The following is a 19,971-nucleotide window of genomic DNA, read 5'->3' on the forward strand; positions in this document are numbered from 1 at the left end:
GTATCCACCGCGTGGGGCGCGGAGCGCATCGGTCGCGGGTATGACGATGCGGGCCGGCGCAGAGTGCGACGGCCCGCAGGGTCGTGAGGAAGGGGTTCGGGCGGTCAGCCGTTGGGGAGGATGACGGCCCGGCCGCTGATCTTGCCGTCGTGCAGCCGTTCGTACGCCAGCGGGGCCTCGTCCAGCGAGTACGTCTCGACGTGCACCTCGACCGAACCTGCGCGGGCGAGATCGAGCACCTCGGCCAGCTCGGAGCGCGATCCCCAGTACGGGGCGGTCACCGTCGTGTTGAACGGCAGGGAGCCGAAGCCCACCGGCAGCGCCCCGCCGCCGATGCCCACGATCGTGACGTCGGAGTCGATGGCGGCCGCGGCCCCCGCCGTGGCCACGGTGGGCGGTGCCCCGACGAAGTCGAGGACGACCTGCGCACCGATGCCGCCGGTCAGTTCACGGATGCGCGCGGCGGCGTGCTCGTCGGACAGGACGGTCTCGTGCGCTCCGACGGTGCGGGCGAGGGCGAGCTTGTCCTCCGTGACGTCCAGGGCGATGACCCGGACGGCCGTCATGGCGCGCAGCAGCTGGATGGCCACGTGGCCGAGTCCGCCGGTGCCGATGACGACGGCGGTCGCGCCGGGCACCAGCTTCGGCAGGGAGCGCTTGATCGCGTGGTACGGCGTGAGGCCGGCGTCGGTGAGCGGCACGGCCTGGACCGGGTCGAGGTCGCCCAGCGGCACCAGGTGACGCGGGTCGTCGACGATCATGTACTCAGCCATGGCACCGGGCGAACCCAGACCGGGCGGGTTGATGCCGAGCTCCTGGGCGCGCAGGCAGTAGTTCTCCTTGCCCTCGGCGCACTTGACGCATGTACCGCAGCCCCAGGGGCCGTAGACCGCTACGGACTCGCCCACCGTGAGACCGCCGACCCCGTCGCCGAGTGCGGCCACGGTGCCCACGCCCTCGTGGCCGAGGGTGAGCGGGAGATCGTAGGGGAACTGGTCCGCGGGCCAGCTCATCACCGCGATGTCGGAGTGGCAGACACCTGCGGCGGTGACCTTCAGCAGCACCTGTCCGGGGCCGGGTTCCGGGTCGGGCACGGTGACGACCTCGGGCGCGGCGCCGACGGTGCGGTACTGGACGGCTTTCATGGGGTCCTCCTTGACCTCTGGTGTTCTCTTTCTCGCCCCCGAAGCCCCCGTACGCCACTCAGGAGGCGGAGTAGCCGCCGTCCACGAGGTGGTAGCTGCCGTGGATGAACGAGGCGCGGTCGGAGAGCAGGAAGGCGGCGAGTTCCGCTACCTCCTCGGCGGTGCCGAGGCGTCCGGCCGGGTGAAGCGAGATGAGGTGGTCGCGTGCGGGGCCGTCCGTGTTGCGCAGCAGCGGGGTGTCGATGAAGCCCGGCCCCACGGCGTTGACGCGGACGTTCTGTGCCGCGTACTCGAGTGCCGCCGTCTTGGTGAGGCCGACGACGCCGTGCTTGGCGGCGACGTAGGCGGGCGATCCGGCGAACCCGTTGGTGCCGAGGATCGACGACATGTTCACGACGGCGCCACCGCCTGCGGCGACGATCGCGGGAAGCTCGTAGCGCATCGAGTAGAAGACGCCGCTGAGGTTGGTGGCGACGACCCGGTTCCAGTCCTCGACGGCGTACTCGCCGGTCGGGCTGCTCGGGCCGCCGATGCCCGCGTTGTTCACCGCGAGGTGCAGGGCTCCGAAGGTGTCGACGGCGAAGCGCACGCCCGCTTCGACGGAGGCGGGATCGGTGACGTCCATGGCGACCGCCGCGGCCTTGGCCCCGGTGTTCTCCAGCGCGGCGACCGCCTTGCGGGCGCTCTCCTCGTCGTAGTCGGCCACGACCACGGAGGCGCCGGCGGCGGCCAGCCGGTGGGCGAGGGCCAGTCCGATGCCGGAGGCCCCTCCGGTGACGAGGGCCGTGCGTCCGGCGAATTCCTGGTCGGTGGTGGTGGGGGTGGTGCTCATGATGTTCCGTTTCCTTCCGTGGTGCTGTGTGACGCCGGTTCGGCGGGGAGCCGTGCGAACAGCTCTCCCGAAAGGGCGTCGAATGCCTGCTCGACGAGCCGGGGCAGCTCCTCGGGGCAGCCTCCGCGCACCCAGGCGGCCTGGGCGGCGAGGAGCGCTCCCGCTCCGGCGGCGACCGTGACGGCGGGACGGATGTCCTGCCGCGGGTCGGTCCCGAGCCGGTGCGCGACGATGGCGACCGAGTCCTCCTGGGCGTCCACCCGGATGTGGTGGAACGCGGCGTAGAGGGTCGGTTCCCGTTCGGCGAGGACCAGGAGCTCGAAGATCCTCGGACGGCGGTGCCAGGCCTCCGCCTCCGGGTCCGCCAGCCAGTCCAGGACGGCCCTGCTGTACGCGGTCAGCGGTGGTTCGTCGGCGGGACGGGCCCGCAGGGCGTCGTTGATCCGGTCGCCGTCACCCCGGACCGAGTCCAGGACGGCGGCTTCCTTGCTGGTGAAGTACCGGCTGAAGGTGCGGCGGTCGACGTCCGCGTGCTCCGCGATCTCCTCGACCGTCACGTCCCTCAGACCCCGGTCGAGCACCAGCTCGAACGCGGCCTGGGCCAGTGTGTCCCGGGTCCGGCGGGCCTTGCGGCTCCGCCTCTCCGGGGTCTTCCGTTCCCGGTTCATAAGTGCACCGTACACCCAATAATGTCCCACTGCGACATGTGCCGCATCGGGACATCAAAGCTTGCGGACATCAAAGTTTGCGGACATCAAGGCATCCGGGCATCGAGGCATCCGGGCATCGGGAAATCCCGGCATCGGCAAGGAATGCGGGATGTGCCGTGCGGGATGCGGGGCGATGCGGCCTCGGACACGGCCTCGGAGGCGGGCCTACCGCCCGCTGAACACCTCTGCGGCCCGCCGCGCGTCGGCGCCGGCCGTCGCGGGGCGCCGACGGCTGCCGGAGGACGAGCCGCGCAGCGTGAGCACCGCGATGTCGTCGCGTCGCACGCCGCCCGAGAAGGCCTCCAGGTCCGCGTGGAGTGTGTCCAGCAGCTCACGGGGTGCGAGCCGGGTCCAGCCGCTCAGTCGGGCGTCGAGCGGATAGAAGGCTCCCGAGGCGTCACGGGCCTCGGTCACTCCGTCGGTGAACATCAGGAGCGTCGCACCTGGCGGGAAGTCCAGCCATTCCGCGACCCGTGCCTCGCTGGTGAGCTCCGCCATGCCCAGCGGCACCGACGTACGGCGCAGCGGAACGGAGGCCGCCACCCCCTCGTGCAGCAGCCGGGGCGGCAGGTGACCGCAGTTGACCGCCTGCACCCGGCCCTCCCCGTCGAAGCCGAGCACCAGTGCGGTGACGAAGCGCTCGATCTCGCCGGTCTGGGCGGAGAACGCGTTGTGCCGGGCGACCGCGTCCTCGACCGCGTCCACCACCCCGGTCAGGGCGGGCTCACGGATGGCCGCCTCCCGGAAGGCGCCGAGCGCGGCGAAGCCGACCCCTATGGCGGCAAGGCCCTTGCCCTGTACGTCACCGATGATGACGCGGGTGCCGTACGGGGACTGGACGACTTCGTAGATGTCGCCGCCGACCAAGTGGTCCTCCTCGATCGGCGCGTAGATGCCGTCCACGAGGACCTGGTCGGTCAGCACGGGCAGCGGGCGCAGGATCTGCCGCTGGAGGGCGACGGCGGCCGACCGCAGCCTGGCGATCTCGGTGGCGTGCCGGATGCGCAGCGAACAGGCGCCGACACCCACCGCGCAGGCCAGCACGGTGAAGCAGACACCGCTCACGATGTCCCAGAAGGTGCCGCCGGACACCAGCCGGGAGATGACGACGATGGGCATGATCCAGACCGCCGCGGCGACGGTCTGCCGGACGGTGCAGAAGACCGAGACGAGCGCGGGCACCACGACCAGAAGCGGTATGAGCCGCAGGTCCTCACCGGTGAGGACATCGAGCCCCACCACCAACAGGGACAGCAGGGCGAGGCTGCCGAGCAGGGCCGGGGTGCCGATCCGGGAGCGGGCGGCCGCCCGCTCCGCATCGGTGACCGACTCCGCGCTGCGCGTCGTCGACGGACGCTGTACCCCGATCGTCACGGCCATCTCCTCCCGCAGTCACCGGGCGTGTCCCGGCACTCTCTTCCAGTGCACCCGGACCGGGACGCCGGCACACGGGGCTTTGGGCCTCTGGCGGCACGCCGAAGGTCCCCGGCCGGGGTGGAACGGTGCGTTCCGGGACGGAAGTCCCGGACGGACGTCCTGCGTCCCGCCGGGCGCCCGCGGCTCTCAGCCGCGGGCCGCGGCGCCGGCCGGCTCCCCCGGCGCCGGGTGTGCCGGAGCGCCGCCAGGTACGAGCGCCGCCAGGAAGGACGTCCGGCGGCGGAGCGTGAATCCGAGGGATTCGTAGAGCCTTACCGCGTGGACGTTGGACGCCGCGGCATGCAGGAACGGCGTTTCACCGCGTTCCCTGATCTCGTGGGAGACGGCGAGGAGCAGCCGGGTGGCGAGCCCCTGTCCCCGTACGGACTCGTCCGTGCAGACGCCGCTTATCTCGCTCCAGCCGGGCGGGTGCAGCCGTTCCCCGGCCATCGCGACCAGCACCCCTTCGCGCCGGATCCCGAGATAGGTGCCGAGCTCGACCGTCCGGGGCAGGAACGGTCCGGGACGGGTGCGTGCGACCAGGTCGAGCATCTCGGGCACGTCGGCGGATCCGAGCCGGACGGTCTCCGGGTCCGGGGCGGCCGCGACACCCGTGTCGACGAGTTGGACGCCCTCGGCGTGGAAGGTCACCTCCCAGTCGGCCGGCGGCGGCTCGCGGAACGCGGTGAGGGTGACGGATCCCCCGGGACCGGCGAGCGCCGCGGCATCGGCCCAGTCCGCGGCGCTCGGCCGGTCCGGGACGGCGGCCCAGGGGGTGACATCGGCCGGATAGCGCAGGATACGGCCGCGCCGTTCGGCGAAATGGGCGTGCGGGCCGGTCAGCGAGGTGCCGACGGGGTCGTCCAGCGGATGCGTGACGGCGGAGGAGGAACGCTGCGCGCTCATGCGCCGACCTCGATCACGATCTTCCCGCGGGCATGGCCGCTCTCGACGGCGCGCAGCGCCTCGCCCGCCTCGGTCAGCGGGTAGGTCCGGGTGACATGCGTCCGCAGGGCCCCGGTGACGACGAGGTCCGCCACCGCGTCGAGCACCGCCGCCGTGCGGGCGCGGGCGACGGCAGCACCGCCGAGCTCGACCGCCAGGGGCTTGCCCGCGGCGCTGATGAGCGCGGCGGGATCGGCGAGCAGCGGGGCCACTTCCCGCAGGGTGTCGCCGCCGACCAGGTCGAAGATCGCGTCGATGCCGTCGGGGGCCGCCGCCCGTACCCGGCCGGCAAGTCCGGCGCCGGATTCGACGTGCACCGCGCCGAGCGATTCGACGAAGTCCTTCTTGGCCGCGCTCGCCGCGCCGATGACCCGGACGCCGGCGTGGTGCGCGAGCTGGAGCACCGCGTTCCCGACGCCGCCACCGGCCCCGGTGACCAGCAGCGTCGAGCCGGGGGCGGGGGCGAGCTGGCGGACGCCGTCGTACGCGGTGGCCGCCGCGACCGGCAGTGCCGCCGCGTCGGTGAACGACAGTCCGGCCGGTTTGTGCGCCGTCACGGCGACGGGCAGCAGGGTGTACTCGGCGTATCCGCCGGTCACCGGGTTGCCGAAGACCTCGTCGCCGACCGCGAATCCCTCGACGTCCGGGCCGATCGCCCGGACGACTCCGGCGGCCTCGCTGCCGAGGACGGTGGGGAACGGCTGCGGTTCGCTGCCGGGCCTGGTGTACCCCGCGCGCAGCTTCCAGTCGACCGGGTTGACCCCTGCCGCCCGTACGGCGACGAGCAGTTGCCCGGGGCCCGGCGCCGGGGTGTCCTGCTCGACGAGGGCCTCCACCTCCGGACCGCCGTTGCGGGTGAACACGTACGCCTTCGGCATGAGCTCCCACTCTCCTGTCCCTGCGGCACCCGGCCGCCCGGGTCCCTACAGCAGCAGGAAGGCCCTTCCGCGTGCGGGTATTCCCGCGGGGCGCCGGATTCACGAGGCCGCAACGAAAGCGGTCCGGTGCCGGGCGGCCGCCGCGCGACACCGCGCCTGCGCCCGGCCGGCAGCGGGTGGGGCGCGTACGCCGGGTTGGCCCCGGGCCGGTCCGGCGGATCGTCACCCGGTGAGGGGTTCCTACCGGTCGCGGGGCAGCCACCCCTCTTCGACCTTTCTCTCCGGGATATCCGGATAGATCCCGATGAGATGTCCACACCGTGGGCTTTCGCCCGACGTCCGTTGACGCCCCCAAGCCATTCGGCTACTGTCCACGCCCAGTTGGGCAGTTCCAATGGACAGATGCGAGATGGGTGGTTCCCGATGACATCGGAGCCCGGTGGCAACCTCAGCCGACGCCGACTGCTGCGCCTCGCCGGTGCGGGTGCGGGCGTCCTGGCCGCGTCCGGTGTGCTCGCAGCCTGCGCACCCCCGCCCGCGAACGGAACGAGCACCGGGCCGGCGGCCGGTGCGCTGGGCGCCGACGTGCCGATCGGCAGCCTTGTTCTCGCCCTGCCCTCCTCCATCTCCAGCCTCGACGTGGGCCGGGAGTCGGGGGTGCTGAACTACCTGGTCGCGGTGCTGGCCCAGGAGTCCCTGCTCTCGGTCGACCCGTCCGGGAAGCTGACACCCGGCCTCGCCACGTCCTGGCGGCAGCCCGACGCCAGGACGTACGTCTTCACACTGCGCCGCGGTGTCACCTTCAGCGACGGCACCCCGTTCACCGCGGACGACGTGGTGGCCTCCGTCGAGGCCATCCGGGACCCGGCGAACGGTTCCGCCCTCGGATACGCCTACGCGGGTGTCACCTCGGTGAAGTCCACCGGCGACCACGAGGTGACGATCCGCCTCAAGGCGCCCGACGCGATGTTCGCCTGGACGACGACCGCGGGCGGACTCCTCGTCAGCAGCCGCGCCTTCCTCACCCGCAATGCCGGACGGGTCGGCACCCCGAAGACCCTGCTGCTCGGCACCGGCCCGTACCGGATCACCGAGTTCGCCGCCGACGACCACGTACTGCTGGAGCGCAACGACGCCTGGTGGGGCGAGAAGCCCGCCGTGCGGAAGCTGAAGCTGTCCTTCGTGCCGGACGCCGGGACCCGGCTGGTCGCGATGAAGTCGGGCGCGGTGGACGGCGCTCTCAACCTCGCGTCGGACGAGGCCCACGGCTGGGAGTCGAGCGCACGTGTCACCTACACCGGCGACCGCTCCGTGGTGTCCCTGGCGTTCGACACCGCCACGGCCCCGTTCGACGACATCCGGGTGCGCCGCGCCATCGCTCACGCCACCGACCGCGAGGGCATGGTGAAGGGCATCCTCCAGGGCCGGGCCGAGGTCGCCGACGCGCTGCCCTCGCGCGACATGTGGGGCGATCTGATGTCCGCGGACAAGGTCCGTTCCGGCTACGACGCGATCCCCGCCGTGCCGTACGACCTGGACGCCGCACGTGCCGAACTGGAACGATCCGGGGTGGCGAAGGGCTTCACCGCCGAACTCCACTACCCCAGCAGCGGTCCGCAGCTCGGCAAGGCGGCACTCGCACTCGCCGCCTCGCTCAAGAAGCTCGGCATCACGCTGAACGTCAAGGAGATCACCCTGGAGCAGTGGGTGGCGGAGCTCGGCTCCGGCAAGCAGCCGCTCCAGTTCCTGTGGTACTTCCCCGTCACCGGCGACCCCGCCGAGCTGGCCGACCCGTATCTCAACGGCGCGGCCACGGCGACGGACATCGCGCACTACGACAACAGGACCGTCAACACCGCGCTCAACACCGCGAAGGCGTCCGCCGACAAGGACGTCCGCGCCCGGGAACTGATGAGCGCGGTACAGACGGCCGGCGCCGATCTGCCCTACCTGCCGCTCTGGTGGGCCAAGACCGCGACCGCGCTGTCCAAGGAGTTCGTGCTGCCCGATCCGGGGCCGTTCACCTTCATCGGACCGTGGGCGACCCTGATCCGCAAAGCCGCCTGACCCGCCGCCTCCTCCCCCGGCTCCCGTACCAGAACGGATCACCATGCCCAGTCCCGCCGCGTCCAGCACGCCGCAGCGGCACGCCGCGATCATCGTGCGGCGGGTCCGCGAGGCCATGCTGCGACTGGTCCACCCGGTCGAGGCCCGGATCAGCCCGGACGGCCGGGCCGTCGCCGTGGCGGCGGCCGGACCCGAGCGGGCCGAGCTGGTCCTCGCCCCGGTTCCCGCAGAATTGCTGCCCGACGCGGATGTCCGGCCGCCCGTGCTCCTCGCCCCCTCGGAGCCGGCTGTTCCGACGGACCGTCACAGCCCGCGCTGGCTGCCGGACTCCCGGACACTGCTGCACATCGCCGAAAGCGCGGGGCCGGCCGGGACCGAGGTGCGGCTGGTGGCCCTGGACACGGAGTCCGGAGCCGTACGCACCGTGGCGGACGTGCCCGGCGCGGTCGAGGAACTGCTGGTGTCCGACGACGGGAGCCGGGCGCTGCTGCTCTGCGCCCGGGACGGCGCCGAGCGCGACGGGATGAACCTCGGTCTGCCGGTCCGGCTCGGAGCCGTGCCGTCGCCGGAGCGCTTCGCCCCCGGCACCGGCCGCCGTTCGCTGCATCTCGTCGACCTCGCGGACGGCTCGATGAGGGAGACCGGGCCGGACGGGCTGACCGTGTGGAACGTCGCGTGGCGCGGCGGGGACACCGCCGTCGCCACCGTCTGCGAGGACACGCTGCCCTCCGGGTACTACGGCGCGAGGTTCGCCGCCCTGGATCTCGGCGCGCGTACGGCCAGGACGGTGTACGTGCCGCAGGGGCAGCTGGGCGCGCCCGCGCTCCGCGCCGACGGCCGGTCCGCGGCGGTCTGCGAAGGCATCTCCATCGTGTCCGGACGCCCGGTCGTGATCGACCTGGAGTCCGGGCGCACCGCGTCGGTGCCGGGCGTCGAGGACGCGACGTGGCTGGAGTTCGACGACAGCGAGCAATCCGCGCCCCACGCGCTGTGGTTCGCGGGCTGGGACGGGACGGGCTCCCGCGCCGGGCGTACCGGACACCGCGCCGGCCCGCTCTGGTCTGCGGCCGTGACGCTCGGCGGGGCGGGCTTCCAGCCGGGTCTGTCGCTCAGCGGCGGCCAGCGGCTGGCCGCGACCGTGCTCGACGCGCCGGGCCGTCCGCCCGAGGCCGTGGTCGCCCGCACCGAGGGTCCCGACGCCTGGAACTGGGCGCCCGTCACCGCGCTCAACGACCCTGCCGACCCGGACCTCGCCGGTGTCCGTACCGGACGGGCCGACTGGTCCGCCCCCGACGGCCGCACCGTGCAGGGGCTGGTGCTCTCCAGCGGGGAGAGCGCCGGGCCCCGGCCGCTCGCCGTTCTCGTGCACGGCGGACCCGCCTGGCTCTGGTCCGCGTCGTACGCGCCGGGCGATGTGCTGGGGCTGGCCCCCGCGCTGGCCGCCGCCGGCTATCTGGTGCTGCTGCCCAACCCGCGCGGCAGCAGCGGCCGGGGGCTCGAACACGCCCGTGCCGTGATCGGCGATGTCGGCGGCGCCGACCTGGACGACGTGCTGTCCGGCGTACGCCACCTCGTGGACACCGGGCTCGCCGATCCGGACCGGACCGCCGTCCTGGGACACAGCTACGGTGGTTTCCTGGCGGCCCAGGCCGCGGCGCGCACCGACGTCTTCAGGGCGGCGGTGGTCGTCTCCGCGCCCACCGACTGGCTGAGCTTCACGCACACCAGCAACATCGGCGGCGGCTACGACCGGACCTACGGGATCGGCGGCCCGGACGCACCCGGCGAACTGATCCGGCGCTCCCCCGTCTTCGCCCTCGGCGGCAGCGGAACCCCGACGCTCATCGTGCACGGTTCCGCGGACCGGGTCACTCCGGTCGGCCAGGGCCACGAGCTGTACCGCTCGCTGCTGCGGGCGGCACGCGCCCCTGTCGAGATGTACGTCTACCCGGACGAAGGACACGAGTTCACCGACGGCGGGCATCTCCTCGATGCCGCAGCCCGGGTCGAGGAGTGGCTCGCCGTCCACCTGGCCCCGCGGCCCCCGGCCGCCCACCGAACCGCCGTGCCGGGGGACGCTTCCCCCGAGCCGATCCCCGGCACGGCTTCCATGGCGGGGCCGGAGGGCGACACCCCCCTGACGCCCTCCGGCCCCGCCGCCCAACCGGCCTCCGCCGCCCCGGCCGGAGCCGAGCGATGACGGCCACAGCCCGTTCGCGGCTGCGGACCGCTCTCCCCGCCCGGCTCGTCGTACGGCGCCTCGGCGGCACGCTCGGGCTGCTCGTCGTGCTGTCCGTCGCCGTGTTCGCCCTGTTGCAGGCCGCCCCGGGTGATCCGGCCCAGACACTGCTCGGGCCGCGCAGCGCCACCCCGGAAGCACTGGCCGCCGTCCGGTCCCGCTACCACCTCGACAGCCCGATGGCCGTGCAGTACTGGTACTGGCTCAGCGACGCCGTCCATCTCGACCTCGGTACGTCGATCCGTACCGGTGAGAACGTCGCAGCCGCCCTGGGCGACCGGCTCGTGCTCACCGGGCAACTGGTCGGCCTCGGTTTCGCCGTGGCACTCCTCCTCGGCCTGCCGCTGGGGGTCCTGGCGGGGCTGCGCAGCCGACGGGCCGTGGACCGGGCCGTGCAGAGCATGGGCGTGGTGGCACTGTCCACCCCCGCGTTCGCGGGCGGTCTGCTGCTCATCTACGTGTTCGCGCTGATGCTCGGCTGGTTCCCGGCATACGGACCGGGCGAGGGTTCGGGCACCGACCGGCTGACGCACCTGGTACTGCCGGCCCTGGCCCTCGGACTCGCCGTCACCGCCGTCCTGCTCAAGCTGACCCGGGCCGCGGTGATCCGCGAACTGGACCGGGAGCACGTCACGTTCGCCCGTGCCCGGGGTGTCCGGGAGCGGGACATCCTCCTGCGGTACGTGCTGCGCGGCACCTTCGTCCCGGTACTCACCGGGATCGGTCTGGTCCTCGCCTACCTCCTCGCCGGAACGGTCATGGTGGAGCAGGTGTTCGCGCTGCCCGGCCTCGGCTCCCTGCTCGTCGACTCGGTCACCTTCCGGGACGTGCCCGTCGTCCAGGCAGAGGCGCTGCTCATCGCGGCCCTGGTCTGCCTGGCCAACCTGGTGACCGATCTCGCCCAGCCGCTGCTGGACCCGCGGCTGCGGACCGCGCCGGCGGCGAAGGCGGCCCGGGAAGCGCCGGCAACCGCCGCAGCCCGCCCGGCCGGTGTCCGTAAGGAGGAGGACCGATGAAGACCCGCACCGCCCGCCGCGGGTTCTCCGCGCTCACCGTCTGCTGCTCCGTGCTGCTGGTGCTGTTCACGCTGGCCGCCACCGTGGGCCGGCTGCTCCTGCCGGACTGGGACGCCCAGGATCTGGCGACCGGCGCGGCCATGCCGGGCGGTGGTCATCTGCTCGGTACGGATGAACTCGGCCGGGACATCACCGGGATGGTGGTCGCCGGAGCGCGGAGCACCCTGGCCGGTGCCGCGCTGGTGGCCCTCGGGTCCATGGTCATCGGCAATGTGCTCGGGCTCCTGGCGGGGTACCGGGGCGGCTGGATCGACTCCGTCGTGCGGCGCTGGGCCGATCTGCTGCTGGCGCTGCCGGCCCTGCTCGTGACGATCGTCGTCGCCGGCATCGGCGGTGGCGGGTACGCGCTGGCCGTCGGCGTCCTGGTCGTACTGACCTCACCGGCCGACATCCGGCTGGTGCGCTCGGCCGTGCTGGAACAGCGCCACCGCGCCTATGTCGAGGCGGCGGAGACCCTCGGGCTCTCCCGCTTCACGGTGATGACCCGGCACATCTGGCCCAACGTGCTGCCCGTCGTCGTGGCCAACACCCTGCTGAACTTCGCCGGGGCGATCGTCGCGCTGAGCTCGCTCTCCTTCCTCGGGCTCGGCGTACCGCCGGGCGCCCCGGACTGGGGCCGGATGCTCGCGGAGAACCGCACCCTGCTGTACGACAACCCCTCCGCGGCGCTGGCACCGGCGGTGCTCATCATCGCCGCGGCCGTGGCCCTCAACCTCCTCGGCGACCGGCTGTTCGAGGCGTTCTCCGACCGTGGGAGGTCCTGATGGCAGCGCGCCCGGCAACGGACAGCCGTACCGCACCGCCCGCACCGGCCACCGGCCCGCTGCTCGCCGTCGACGGTCTGAAGGTGACCGCGACGGCGGGGGCGGGCGGGCCGGTCCCGATCCTGGACGGCGTCTCGCTCGAGGTGGGGCCGGGCGAGTGCGTCGGCATCGTCGGCGAGTCCGGCAGCGGGAAGTCCCTCGCCATGCGGGCCGTGGCGGGTCTGCTGCCGTCGGGGACCGCGGTGGCGGGCGGGTCCGTGCGGATCGACGGCCAGGAGGTTCTCACGCTGTCGCCGCGCGAGCGGCACGCGTTGCGGGGCCGGCGGGTCACCCTGCTCATGCAGGACCCGTTCACCATGCTGCACCCGCAGCTGACCTGCGGGCGCCAGATCGCGGACGGGCTGCGCGACCTCGACGGCGGCAACCGCAGGCGTCCGGGCAGGGCGGCCCGCCGTGCGGCGGTGAAGCAGCGGCTCGCCGAGGTCGGGCTCGGTCCCGATGTCGCCGACCGCTACCCGCACGAACTGTCGGGCGGCATGCGGCAGCGCGTGGCGGCCGCCGCGGCCCTCGCGGGCGACCCCGAGCTGCTGATCGCGGACGAACCGACCACCGCGCTCGACGCGGCCAGCCAGGGTGCCGTCCTCGATCTGCTCCGCGGGCTCCAGCGGCGGCGGCGCATGGGGCTGGTCCTGATCACCCACGATCTGCGGGTCGCGTTCTCCGCCTGCGACCGGGTGTACGTGCTGTACGCGGGCAGTGTGCTGGAGCACGGCCGCCCGGACGAGCTGGAGTCCGACCCCCGGCACCCGTACACGGCGGGGCTGCTGGCCTCAGAGCCGTCCGTGCGGGAACGGTACGCGGAACTCCCGGCCATCCCCGGCTCCGTGCCCGCACCTGGATCCCGGGGCGTCGGCTGCCCGTTCGCCGGCCGGTGCGCGCACGCGGCCGAGGTGTGCCGCGGCGGGCCGGTCGTGCTCGCGCCGCCGTCCGGCGCGGGGCCCGAGACCGGGCGCATGTCCGCCTGTGTGCGGATCGACGGGATCGGCCCCTCCCTCGCCGAGCCGGCACTCCGGCGGAGCGCCTCACCGGAGCCGCGGTCGGAGCCGGGGTCGGAGCCGGGGTCGGGCCGGGCCTCCGCCGGGCCCCCCGAGGGGGACGCCGCTCTGGTGGCCACCTCCGTCGACCGCACGTTCCGCTCGTCCGCCGGGGACCGTGCCGCCCTGCGCGAGGTGAGCCTGACCGTGCCGCGGAACACCGTGACGGCCCTGGTCGGCGAGTCCGGCTCGGGCAAGACGACGCTGGCCAGGGTCGCGGTCGGTCTCGAGACGTTCGACGGCGGCACGGTCTCCGTGGGCGGTACGGCCCTGCCGGCCGGACGCCGCCCCGGCACCGCGGACCGGCGGCGCCTGGCGGAACAGGTGCAGATCGTCTTCCAGGACCCGTACTCCTCGCTCAACCCGCTGCGTACCGTGGGCGCGACCCTGCGCGAGGCGCTGGCCGCCGCGGCGGGACGGGAACGGGGTGACTCGGCCACCGGGGTGGCCGAGCTGCTCGGACAGGTCGGGCTGCCCGCGTCGTACGCCTCGCGCCGTCCCGCCGCGCTCTCCGGCGGTGAGCGTCAACGGGTGGCCCTGGCACGGGCGCTGGCCGCCCGGCCCCGGCTGCTGATCTGCGACGAGTCGGTGGCGGCGCTGGATGTGTCGGTCCAGGCCCAGCTGCTCAACCTCCTCGCCTCGCTCCAGCGCGCCGAGGGCTTCGCGGTGCTGTTCATCACCCATGACCTGGCGGTGGTGCGGCAGATCGCGGACCGGGTGGCCGTCATGCACGAGGGCCGGATCGTCGAGCAGGGCACCCCGGCCGACGTACTGGACGCCCCGCAACACCCCTGGACCCAGCGCATGATCGACGCGCTGCCGCGCCGGACGGAGACCACGGGCGGAAACTGACGGTCCGACGGCCGCACCGGTAGAGTGTGCCGCTGACCTGCGCAGAGCCCCCCAGAGCGAGGAGGAACCGTGTCCGAGCCGCCCGCCACCGCCGGCCGGCCCGCGCCGGAGACCCCTCGGCCCGGCTCCGTCGGCGTACGGACGTCATTGGCCGGTAATCTCAACCGCCGACGGCTGAAGCACGGTTGGAGCCTGCGCGAACTGTCGGCCGCGACCGGCGTCAGCAAGGGGCTGCTGTCCCAGATAGAGCGGGCCGAGGCCAACCCGACGGTCGATGTGCTGGTCCGGATCGCCGACGCGCTGGGCACGGACTGTACGGATCTGCTGCGCCGGCCGCTGCTCCGGCCGGAGATCGTCCGCGCCGCCGAGCTGGTCGAACCGGAGGACGAGACCTCGGTCACCCTGCTGTACTCCGGCCACGAACAGGGCCGCATGGAGATCTACCGGACCCGCCTGCACCCGCACGCGCAGAGTCAGCTCAGCTCGCACGGCGCCGACTCGGTGGAGTACGTCCTGGTGTTGTCCGGCCAGGTGACGCTGGTGGTGAACGATGTTCCCCACCTCCTGGACGCGGGCGACACCGCCCGGTTCTCGGGGCTCAGCAGCCACTACTACACCACCGAGGAATCCCCCGCGGTCACCCACACGATCGTCGGCTACCCGCGCGACTGACACCGTCCCGCGCACGGGCCGCCGGCCGGGGCACCGTCGATTTCAACTCAACTACCGCTGGATATGCGCCGGTCGGCGTCCAAGGCGCCCGTGCCTGTGGCACTCTGGTGACGACCGCCCCACCGGGCTCCCCCGTACCGGTGGGGCGGTTCTGCTGCCGGCCGCGCGACCTGCACAGATACGACGAGCGAGCACGTCGGTTCTCGGCCAATGACGCGTTGTGACCTGATCCACTCTCACTTACCCGCATGAGCAAGCTCTCTGCGGGCATACGCCTACACCTCATGGCCTACGACCAGGGGAGCGTGACGAGATGACGGCGCACACTGCGCAGACCGCCGGTACGGAGCGAGCGGAGAGTGCACGGTCGACAGCGGCAGGAACGCCTGCCGCGACCACCGCGGAACACGCGGCGGTCATGGTGGACACCACAGGCATGACCGGCGTGACCGGCAGCACGAGCGCCGCGGACACCGCCGGGGCGACGGACGAACTGCCGTGGATCGAGGATGCCGGAAAGATCGCGCCCAAGGACGCGCGGGCACTGTCGAAGCTGTTCTTCGACCGCCTCCAGGTACTGGAGGAGGGCACCGCCGACCACCAGTACGCGCGCAACACGCTCATCGAGATGAACCTTTCGCTGGTCCGGTTCGCCGCGGGCCGGTTCCGCAACCGCGGCAGCGGCGACATGGAGGACATCGTCCAGGTCGGCACGATCGGGCTGATCAAGGCGATCGACCGGTTCGACCTGTCCCGCGAGGTCGAGTTCACCTCCTTCGCGGTCCCGTACATCGTCGGTGAGATCAAGCGGTTCTTCCGCGACACCACCTGGGCGGTCCATGTGCCGCGCCGGCTCCAGGAGCTGCGCGTCGACATCGCCAAGGCGAAGGAGTCCCTGGCCACGGAGCTCGACCGCGACCCCACGGTCCAGGAGCTGGCCGAACACCTCGGGATCACCGAGGGCGAGGTGACCGAGGGAATCGTCGCGGCCAACGGATACACGGCAGGGTCCCTGGACATGCCGACCGACGCGACGGACACCGGCCGGAACGGCACTCCGGGACGCACCTTCGCCGACGCGCTCGGCGAGGCCGATCCCGCCATGGAGACGGTGGAGAACCTGCAGACACTGGCACCGCTGCTCGGCGATCTGGACGAACGCGAGCACCGCATCCTGGAGATGCGTTTCGGCCAGGAGCTGACCCAGTCGCAGATCGGCGTGGAGCTCGGCATCTCACAGATGCATGTGTCCCGTCTGATCAGCCGGATCCTCGGAAAGCTCCGCAACGGGATGCTCGTCGACGAATGAGCTGACTGACACATCAGTCAGCACCTCAATTCGCATCCCAGCAGCGCATTAATCGGACCTGACGTTGAGATCCTCTCAACATGTGGGTACGGTGGCTGACCATGCAGCACAACGAGGTGGCCGAGCGGGTCCGGCAGGTGATCCGGGATGCCGGAGTGAGTCAGCGCGAGTTCGCGCGGCGGATGGTCATCGATCCGTCGAAGCTCTCCCGCTCACTCGGCGGCACCCGTCGGTTCACCACCGCCGAGCTGGCGCGGGTCGCCGACATCGCGGAGGTCGACGCCGGCTGGCTGCTGGGGGCGCACGCGGAGCACGGCGCGGCGCCCTCGCAGTCGGCCGCGGCCCCGCCGCCGGCCGCCCGCCCCCGGCGCGCCCGCGACGCCGCTGCCGCACGGCCCTCGGCGGACAGCGGCAGACCGCTCCAGATCGTCCGGCAGACCGTCCGGCTGATCGCGGAGCACGGTTTCCACTCCGTGCGGGTCTCGGACATCGCCGAGGCCTGCGGGACCAGTACCGCCGCCATCCACTACCACTTCCCCGGCCGGGACGAACTGCTGGAGGCGGCGGCCCGCTGGTGCATGGACGAGGACACCGCGAGACGGGCCGCGGGGACCGCCGACATGGACCACGCCGGCGACGAACTCCGTCTGCTGATAGAGCTCCAGACCCCGTACACCCCTCAGCAACGGCGCCAGTGGAGCGTCTGGCTCGACCTCTGGGCCGAGGCGGCGCGCTCCACCGCGGTCGGTGAACTCCACGTCGAGTACTACCGGCAGTGGCGGGCGACGGTCGCCGATGTGATCGGGCGTGGCGTCGCCCAGGAGGTCTTCCGGCCGGTCGATCCGGAGGCGGCCGCGCTGAGTCTCACCGCCCTCATCGACGGGCTGGCCTCGCAGGTGCTCGCGACGACGCCCGGGGAACCGGGCACCAGCGCCGAGGACATGCACGGTGCGCTGCTCCGCTACGTGGACGCGACCCTGACCGCCGACTGACCTCGGCCTTCCTCGCCGCACCCGCTCCCGTCTGTCCTCTTCCCCTTCGATTCATTCACATCGTTCAACTCGTCAGATCGCACTCGATCCCATTCGATTCAGGAGCCGCTTCCGCATGCCCGTGAACCAGGACGTCATCATCACGTGTGCCCTCACCGGGGCCGGTGACACGGTCCGCAAGAGCCCCCACGTGCCCGTCACCCCCGAGCAGATCGCCCGCTCCGCCGTCGAGGCGGCCGGGGCCGGGGCCGCTGTCGTGCACATCCACGTCCGTGAGCCGGAGACCGGCGCACCGTCCCGCGACCCCCGCCTGTACCGGGAGGTCGTCGAGCGGATCAAGGAGACCGGGACCGATGTCGTCATCAACCTGACCGCCGGAATGGGCGGTGACCTGGTGATCGACCCCGACGCCCCGCTGCGGCAGCTGCCGGGCACCGACCTGGTCGGCGGGCTCGAACGCCTCCCCCACGTCGAGGACCTGCTGCCGGACATCTGCACGCTCGACTGCGGCTCCCTGAACTTCGGCGACGGCAGCAATCTGTACGTCTCCACCCCCGACATGCTCCGGGCCGGTGCCCGCCGCATCCAGGAGCTGGGCGTACGGCCGGAGCTGGAGATCTTCGACACCGGGCAGCTGTGGTTCGCCAAGCAGCTCCTCGCCGAGGGGCTGCTCGACGCCCCGACCGTCTTCCAGCTCTGCATGGGTGTCCCGTGGGGGGCGCCCGCCGACCCGGGCGTGCTCCAGTCGATGGTGAACATGCTGCCCGAGGGCGCCCAGTGGGCGAGCTTCGCGCTGGGCCGGATGCAGATGCCGTGGGTGGCGCAGTCGATCCTCCTCGGTGGCCATGTCCGGGTCGGTCTTGAGGACAACCTCTATCTCGGCAAGGGCGTCAAGGCCACCAACGCCCAGTTGGTGGAGCGTGCCGTGCAGATCACCGAGTCGCTGGGCTCCCGGGTCGCCACCCCGGACGAGGCCCGGCAGCGGCTCGGACTGGCGCCCCGCGGCTGACCGGCCCGCGCCTCGCACTTCCCGCTCCCCACCCGTTCTGGAGAAAAGCACGATGAACGCCGCACAGCCCGCACAGCCCACGCCGTCCGTACAGCCCGCACCGGTCGCCCCCGCTCCGTGCGCCCCCGAGGACGTACGCCGGGTGGCGTGCGTGGGCGCCGGAGTGATCGGTGGTGGCTGGGTCGCGCACTTCCTGGCCCGTGGTTACGACGTCACCGCCTGGGACCCGGCCCCCGACGCCGAGCAGAAGCTGCGCCGGCTGGTGGCCGCCGCTTGGCCGGCGCTGGAGCAGCTCGGCCTCGCCGAGGGGGCTTCGCCGGACCGGCTCACGGTCACGGCCACGCTCGAAGAGGCGGTGTCCGACGCCCAGTTCGTCCAGGAGAGCGCTCCGGAGAAGCTGGAGCTCAAGCGCGACCTGCTGGCCCGCCTCGACGCCGCCGCACCCGAGGGGGTCGTGATCGCGTCCTCGACGTCCGGCTACCCGATGAGCGACATGCAGACCCGGGCCGCGGGCGCCGGACGGCTGGTCGTGGGGCACCCGTTCAACCCGCCGTACCTGATCCCGCTGGTCGAGGTGGTGGGCGGCGAGCTGACCGCACCGTCCGCGGTCGGCTGGGCGTCCCGTTTCTACGAGGTCGCCGGCAAGTCCGTCATCACGATGGAACGCGAGGTCCCCGGCTTCATCGCGAACCGCCTCCAGGAGGCGCTGTGGCGGGAGGCGCTGCACATGATCGCCAACGGTGAGGCGACCGTGGCGGAGATCGACGCGTCCATCACCGAGGGACCCGGGCTGCGCTGGGCGTGCATGGGGCCGATGCTCACCTTCGCGCTCGCGGGCGGCGAAGGCGGCATGGCCCACATGCTGGACCACTTCGGCCCCTCCCTGAAGGCTCCGTGGACGCGCCTCGAAGCCCCCGAACTGGACCGGGAGCTGTACGACGCGGTGGTGCGCGGCTGCGACGAGGCGGCGGGCGGCCGCAGCATCGCCGATCTCGTCGCCGAGCGCGACCGCGGCGTCATCGATGTCCTGCGCGCCACCGGCCGGCTCGCCGAGCGGCGCACCGAGGGAGCGGCCGAATGAGCGCGCTGCCGCTGCACCGGGAGACCGTCCGCCCGGAGTGGATCGACTACAACGGCCATATGAGCGAGGCGTTCTACGTACTCGTCTTCGGTTTCGCGACCGACCGGATGATGATCGAGACCGGTCTGCACTCCGAGTACCGCGAGCGCACGGGCTGTTCGCTGTACACGGTCGAGTCCCATATCCGGTATCTGCGCGACGTCTCGGAGGGCGACCGGCTGGCGGTCCGTACCCGGGTGCTGGGCGCCGACGCGAAGAAGACCCGGTTCGCCCATGAGCTGTACGTGCTCGGGCCGGACGCGCAGGAGGACGCAGAACCGGGCCCGGACGCCGAGCCCGTGGCCACCACCGAACTGCTCGCCCTCCATGTGGATCAGCAGGCCGGCCGCACCGCGCCCTTCCCCGACCAGGTGCGCGAATGCCTGGTCGCCCTCACGGAGGCGGCCCCCTCCTGGGCGGGCCGCTCGATCGTCGAGGTGCCGGCGGCCCGCTGAACGACGGGCGCGAGCCGCTGGTGTTGCGGCCGGATGAAATCGTGCCTCGCCCCCTGCCCGGACCACCGCTTCCCCCGGTGGTCCGGGCAGTCGGCTGTTCCCCGCCCGCCCGCGCACGTCCGCGCAGGTCCGGCGCTGTACGGGGACGGCGCGCCGCCGGCCCGCGCCCCCTGCCGCGTACGCCTCGAACAGTCCCTGCGGACGGCTCGGCCGCGGCGCCGGGCTGTTGACGCGCGCCGGGCCCGCTGACACGCTCGCCGCATGCCCGCGACCGTGACACTCGTCTCGCGGCGCCACGTCGATCTGGGGCGCCTCGCGTCCTCGGCGTGTAGCAGCCGCGCCGCGCTCCGTTGAGCGACTGACCCGCACGGACGCCTCCGCGGCGTTGATCCCGCC

General features: G+C 72.8%; 18 protein-coding genes. 12 read left to right on the forward strand and 6 right to left on the reverse strand.

Annotated elements, in window-relative coordinates:
• Positions 1-104 precede the first annotated feature (104 nt).
• The 6 genes from ACIO3R_RS20870 to ACIO3R_RS20895 form a co-directional block, all read right to left on the reverse strand.
• Positions 105-1,145 (reverse strand): NAD(P)-dependent alcohol dehydrogenase, encoded by a 1,041-nt coding sequence (locus ACIO3R_RS20870; RefSeq protein WP_402107566.1) that lies wholly within the window; start codon positions 1,143-1,145, stop codon positions 105-107.
• A 58-nt stretch (positions 1,146-1,203) separates the two neighbouring features.
• Positions 1,204-1,977, reverse strand: a complete 774-nt coding sequence (locus tag ACIO3R_RS20875) for an SDR family NAD(P)-dependent oxidoreductase (protein ID WP_402107568.1) — start codon at positions 1,975-1,977, stop codon at positions 1,204-1,206.
• A complete protein-coding gene (locus ACIO3R_RS20880) occupies positions 1,974-2,645 on the reverse strand; it encodes a TetR family transcriptional regulator (RefSeq protein ID WP_402107571.1) in 672 nt (223 codons plus the stop codon). The genes ACIO3R_RS20875 and ACIO3R_RS20880 overlap by 4 nt, the downstream gene beginning before the upstream one ends.
• 207 nt (positions 2,646-2,852) lie before the next feature.
• A complete protein-coding gene (locus tag ACIO3R_RS20885) occupies positions 2,853-4,061 on the reverse strand; it encodes a PP2C family protein-serine/threonine phosphatase (protein ID WP_385030729.1) in 1,209 nt (402 codons plus the stop codon).
• A 189-nt stretch (positions 4,062-4,250) separates the two neighbouring features.
• Positions 4,251-5,009 (reverse strand): GNAT family N-acetyltransferase, encoded by a 759-nt coding sequence (locus tag ACIO3R_RS20890; RefSeq protein WP_402107574.1) that lies wholly within the window; start codon positions 5,007-5,009, stop codon positions 4,251-4,253.
• Complete coding sequence (locus ACIO3R_RS20895) at positions 5,006-5,926, reverse strand: NADP-dependent oxidoreductase (RefSeq protein ID WP_402107577.1); 921 nt, start codon at positions 5,924-5,926, stop codon at positions 5,006-5,008. Before ACIO3R_RS20895 ends, ACIO3R_RS20890 begins: the two co-directional genes overlap by 4 nt.
• Positions 5,927-6,349: 423 nt before the next feature.
• On the opposite strand from ACIO3R_RS20895, the gene ACIO3R_RS20900 reads away from it, so the two are divergent.
• The 12 genes from ACIO3R_RS20900 (at position 6,350) to ACIO3R_RS20955 (ending at position 19,929) form a co-directional block, all read left to right on the forward strand.
• Positions 6,350-7,993, forward strand: a complete 1,644-nt coding sequence (locus ACIO3R_RS20900) for an ABC transporter substrate-binding protein (protein ID WP_402107579.1) — start codon at positions 6,350-6,352, stop codon at positions 7,991-7,993.
• A gap of 43 nt (positions 7,994-8,036) precedes the next feature.
• Positions 8,037-10,193, forward strand: a complete 2,157-nt coding sequence (locus ACIO3R_RS20905) for an alpha/beta hydrolase family protein (RefSeq protein WP_402107581.1) — start codon at positions 8,037-8,039, stop codon at positions 10,191-10,193.
• Positions 10,190-11,248, forward strand: a complete 1,059-nt coding sequence (locus tag ACIO3R_RS20910; RefSeq protein ID WP_402107584.1) for an ABC transporter permease — start codon at positions 10,190-10,192, stop codon at positions 11,246-11,248. Before ACIO3R_RS20905 ends, ACIO3R_RS20910 begins: the two co-directional genes overlap by 4 nt.
• Positions 11,245-12,072, forward strand: coding sequence for an ABC transporter permease (locus ACIO3R_RS20915; protein ID WP_385041990.1), 828 nt, complete (start codon positions 11,245-11,247; stop codon positions 12,070-12,072). Before ACIO3R_RS20910 ends, ACIO3R_RS20915 begins: the two co-directional genes overlap by 4 nt.
• The gene (locus tag ACIO3R_RS20920; RefSeq protein WP_402107586.1) at positions 12,072-14,018 is read left to right on the forward strand and encodes an ABC transporter ATP-binding protein; all 1,947 of its coding nucleotides are present in this window, start codon (positions 12,072-12,074) and stop codon (positions 14,016-14,018) included. The genes ACIO3R_RS20915 and ACIO3R_RS20920 overlap by 1 nt, the downstream gene beginning before the upstream one ends.
• Positions 14,019-14,087: 69 nt before the next feature.
• Entirely contained in the window at positions 14,088-14,690 is a 603-nt protein-coding gene (locus tag ACIO3R_RS20925) for a helix-turn-helix domain-containing protein (protein ID WP_385037225.1), read from the forward strand.
• Positions 14,691-15,126: 436 nt separating this feature from the next.
• Positions 15,127-15,999: an RNA polymerase sigma factor SigF gene (locus ACIO3R_RS20930; protein WP_402107819.1), complete on the forward strand. Its 873-nt coding sequence runs from the start codon at positions 15,127-15,129 to the stop codon at positions 15,997-15,999.
• Positions 16,000-16,100: 101 nt separating this feature from the next.
• Positions 16,101-16,991: a TetR family transcriptional regulator C-terminal domain-containing protein gene (locus tag ACIO3R_RS20935; RefSeq protein ID WP_402107591.1), complete on the forward strand. Its 891-nt coding sequence runs from the start codon at positions 16,101-16,103 to the stop codon at positions 16,989-16,991.
• Positions 16,992-17,106: 115 nt separating this feature from the next.
• Positions 17,107-18,000: a 3-keto-5-aminohexanoate cleavage protein gene (locus ACIO3R_RS20940; RefSeq protein WP_385037230.1), complete on the forward strand. Its 894-nt coding sequence runs from the start codon at positions 17,107-17,109 to the stop codon at positions 17,998-18,000.
• Between the two features lie 52 nt (positions 18,001-18,052).
• The gene (locus ACIO3R_RS20945) at positions 18,053-19,081 is read left to right on the forward strand and encodes a 3-hydroxyacyl-CoA dehydrogenase NAD-binding domain-containing protein (RefSeq protein ID WP_385037233.1); all 1,029 of its coding nucleotides are present in this window, start codon (positions 18,053-18,055) and stop codon (positions 19,079-19,081) included.
• Positions 19,078-19,575, forward strand: a complete 498-nt coding sequence (locus ACIO3R_RS20950) for a thioesterase family protein (protein ID WP_385037236.1) — start codon at positions 19,078-19,080, stop codon at positions 19,573-19,575. The genes ACIO3R_RS20945 and ACIO3R_RS20950 overlap by 4 nt, the downstream gene beginning before the upstream one ends.
• Positions 19,576-19,836: 261 nt before the next feature.
• Positions 19,837-19,929, forward strand: coding sequence for a putative leader peptide (locus ACIO3R_RS20955; RefSeq protein ID WP_385037239.1), 93 nt, complete (start codon positions 19,837-19,839; stop codon positions 19,927-19,929).
• Positions 19,930-19,971 lie beyond the last annotated feature (42 nt).

Origin of the sequence: Streptomyces sp. NPDC087428 (assembly GCF_044744085.1) — a bacterium.
Taxonomy (GTDB): domain Bacteria; phylum Actinomycetota; class Actinomycetes; order Streptomycetales; family Streptomycetaceae; genus Streptomyces.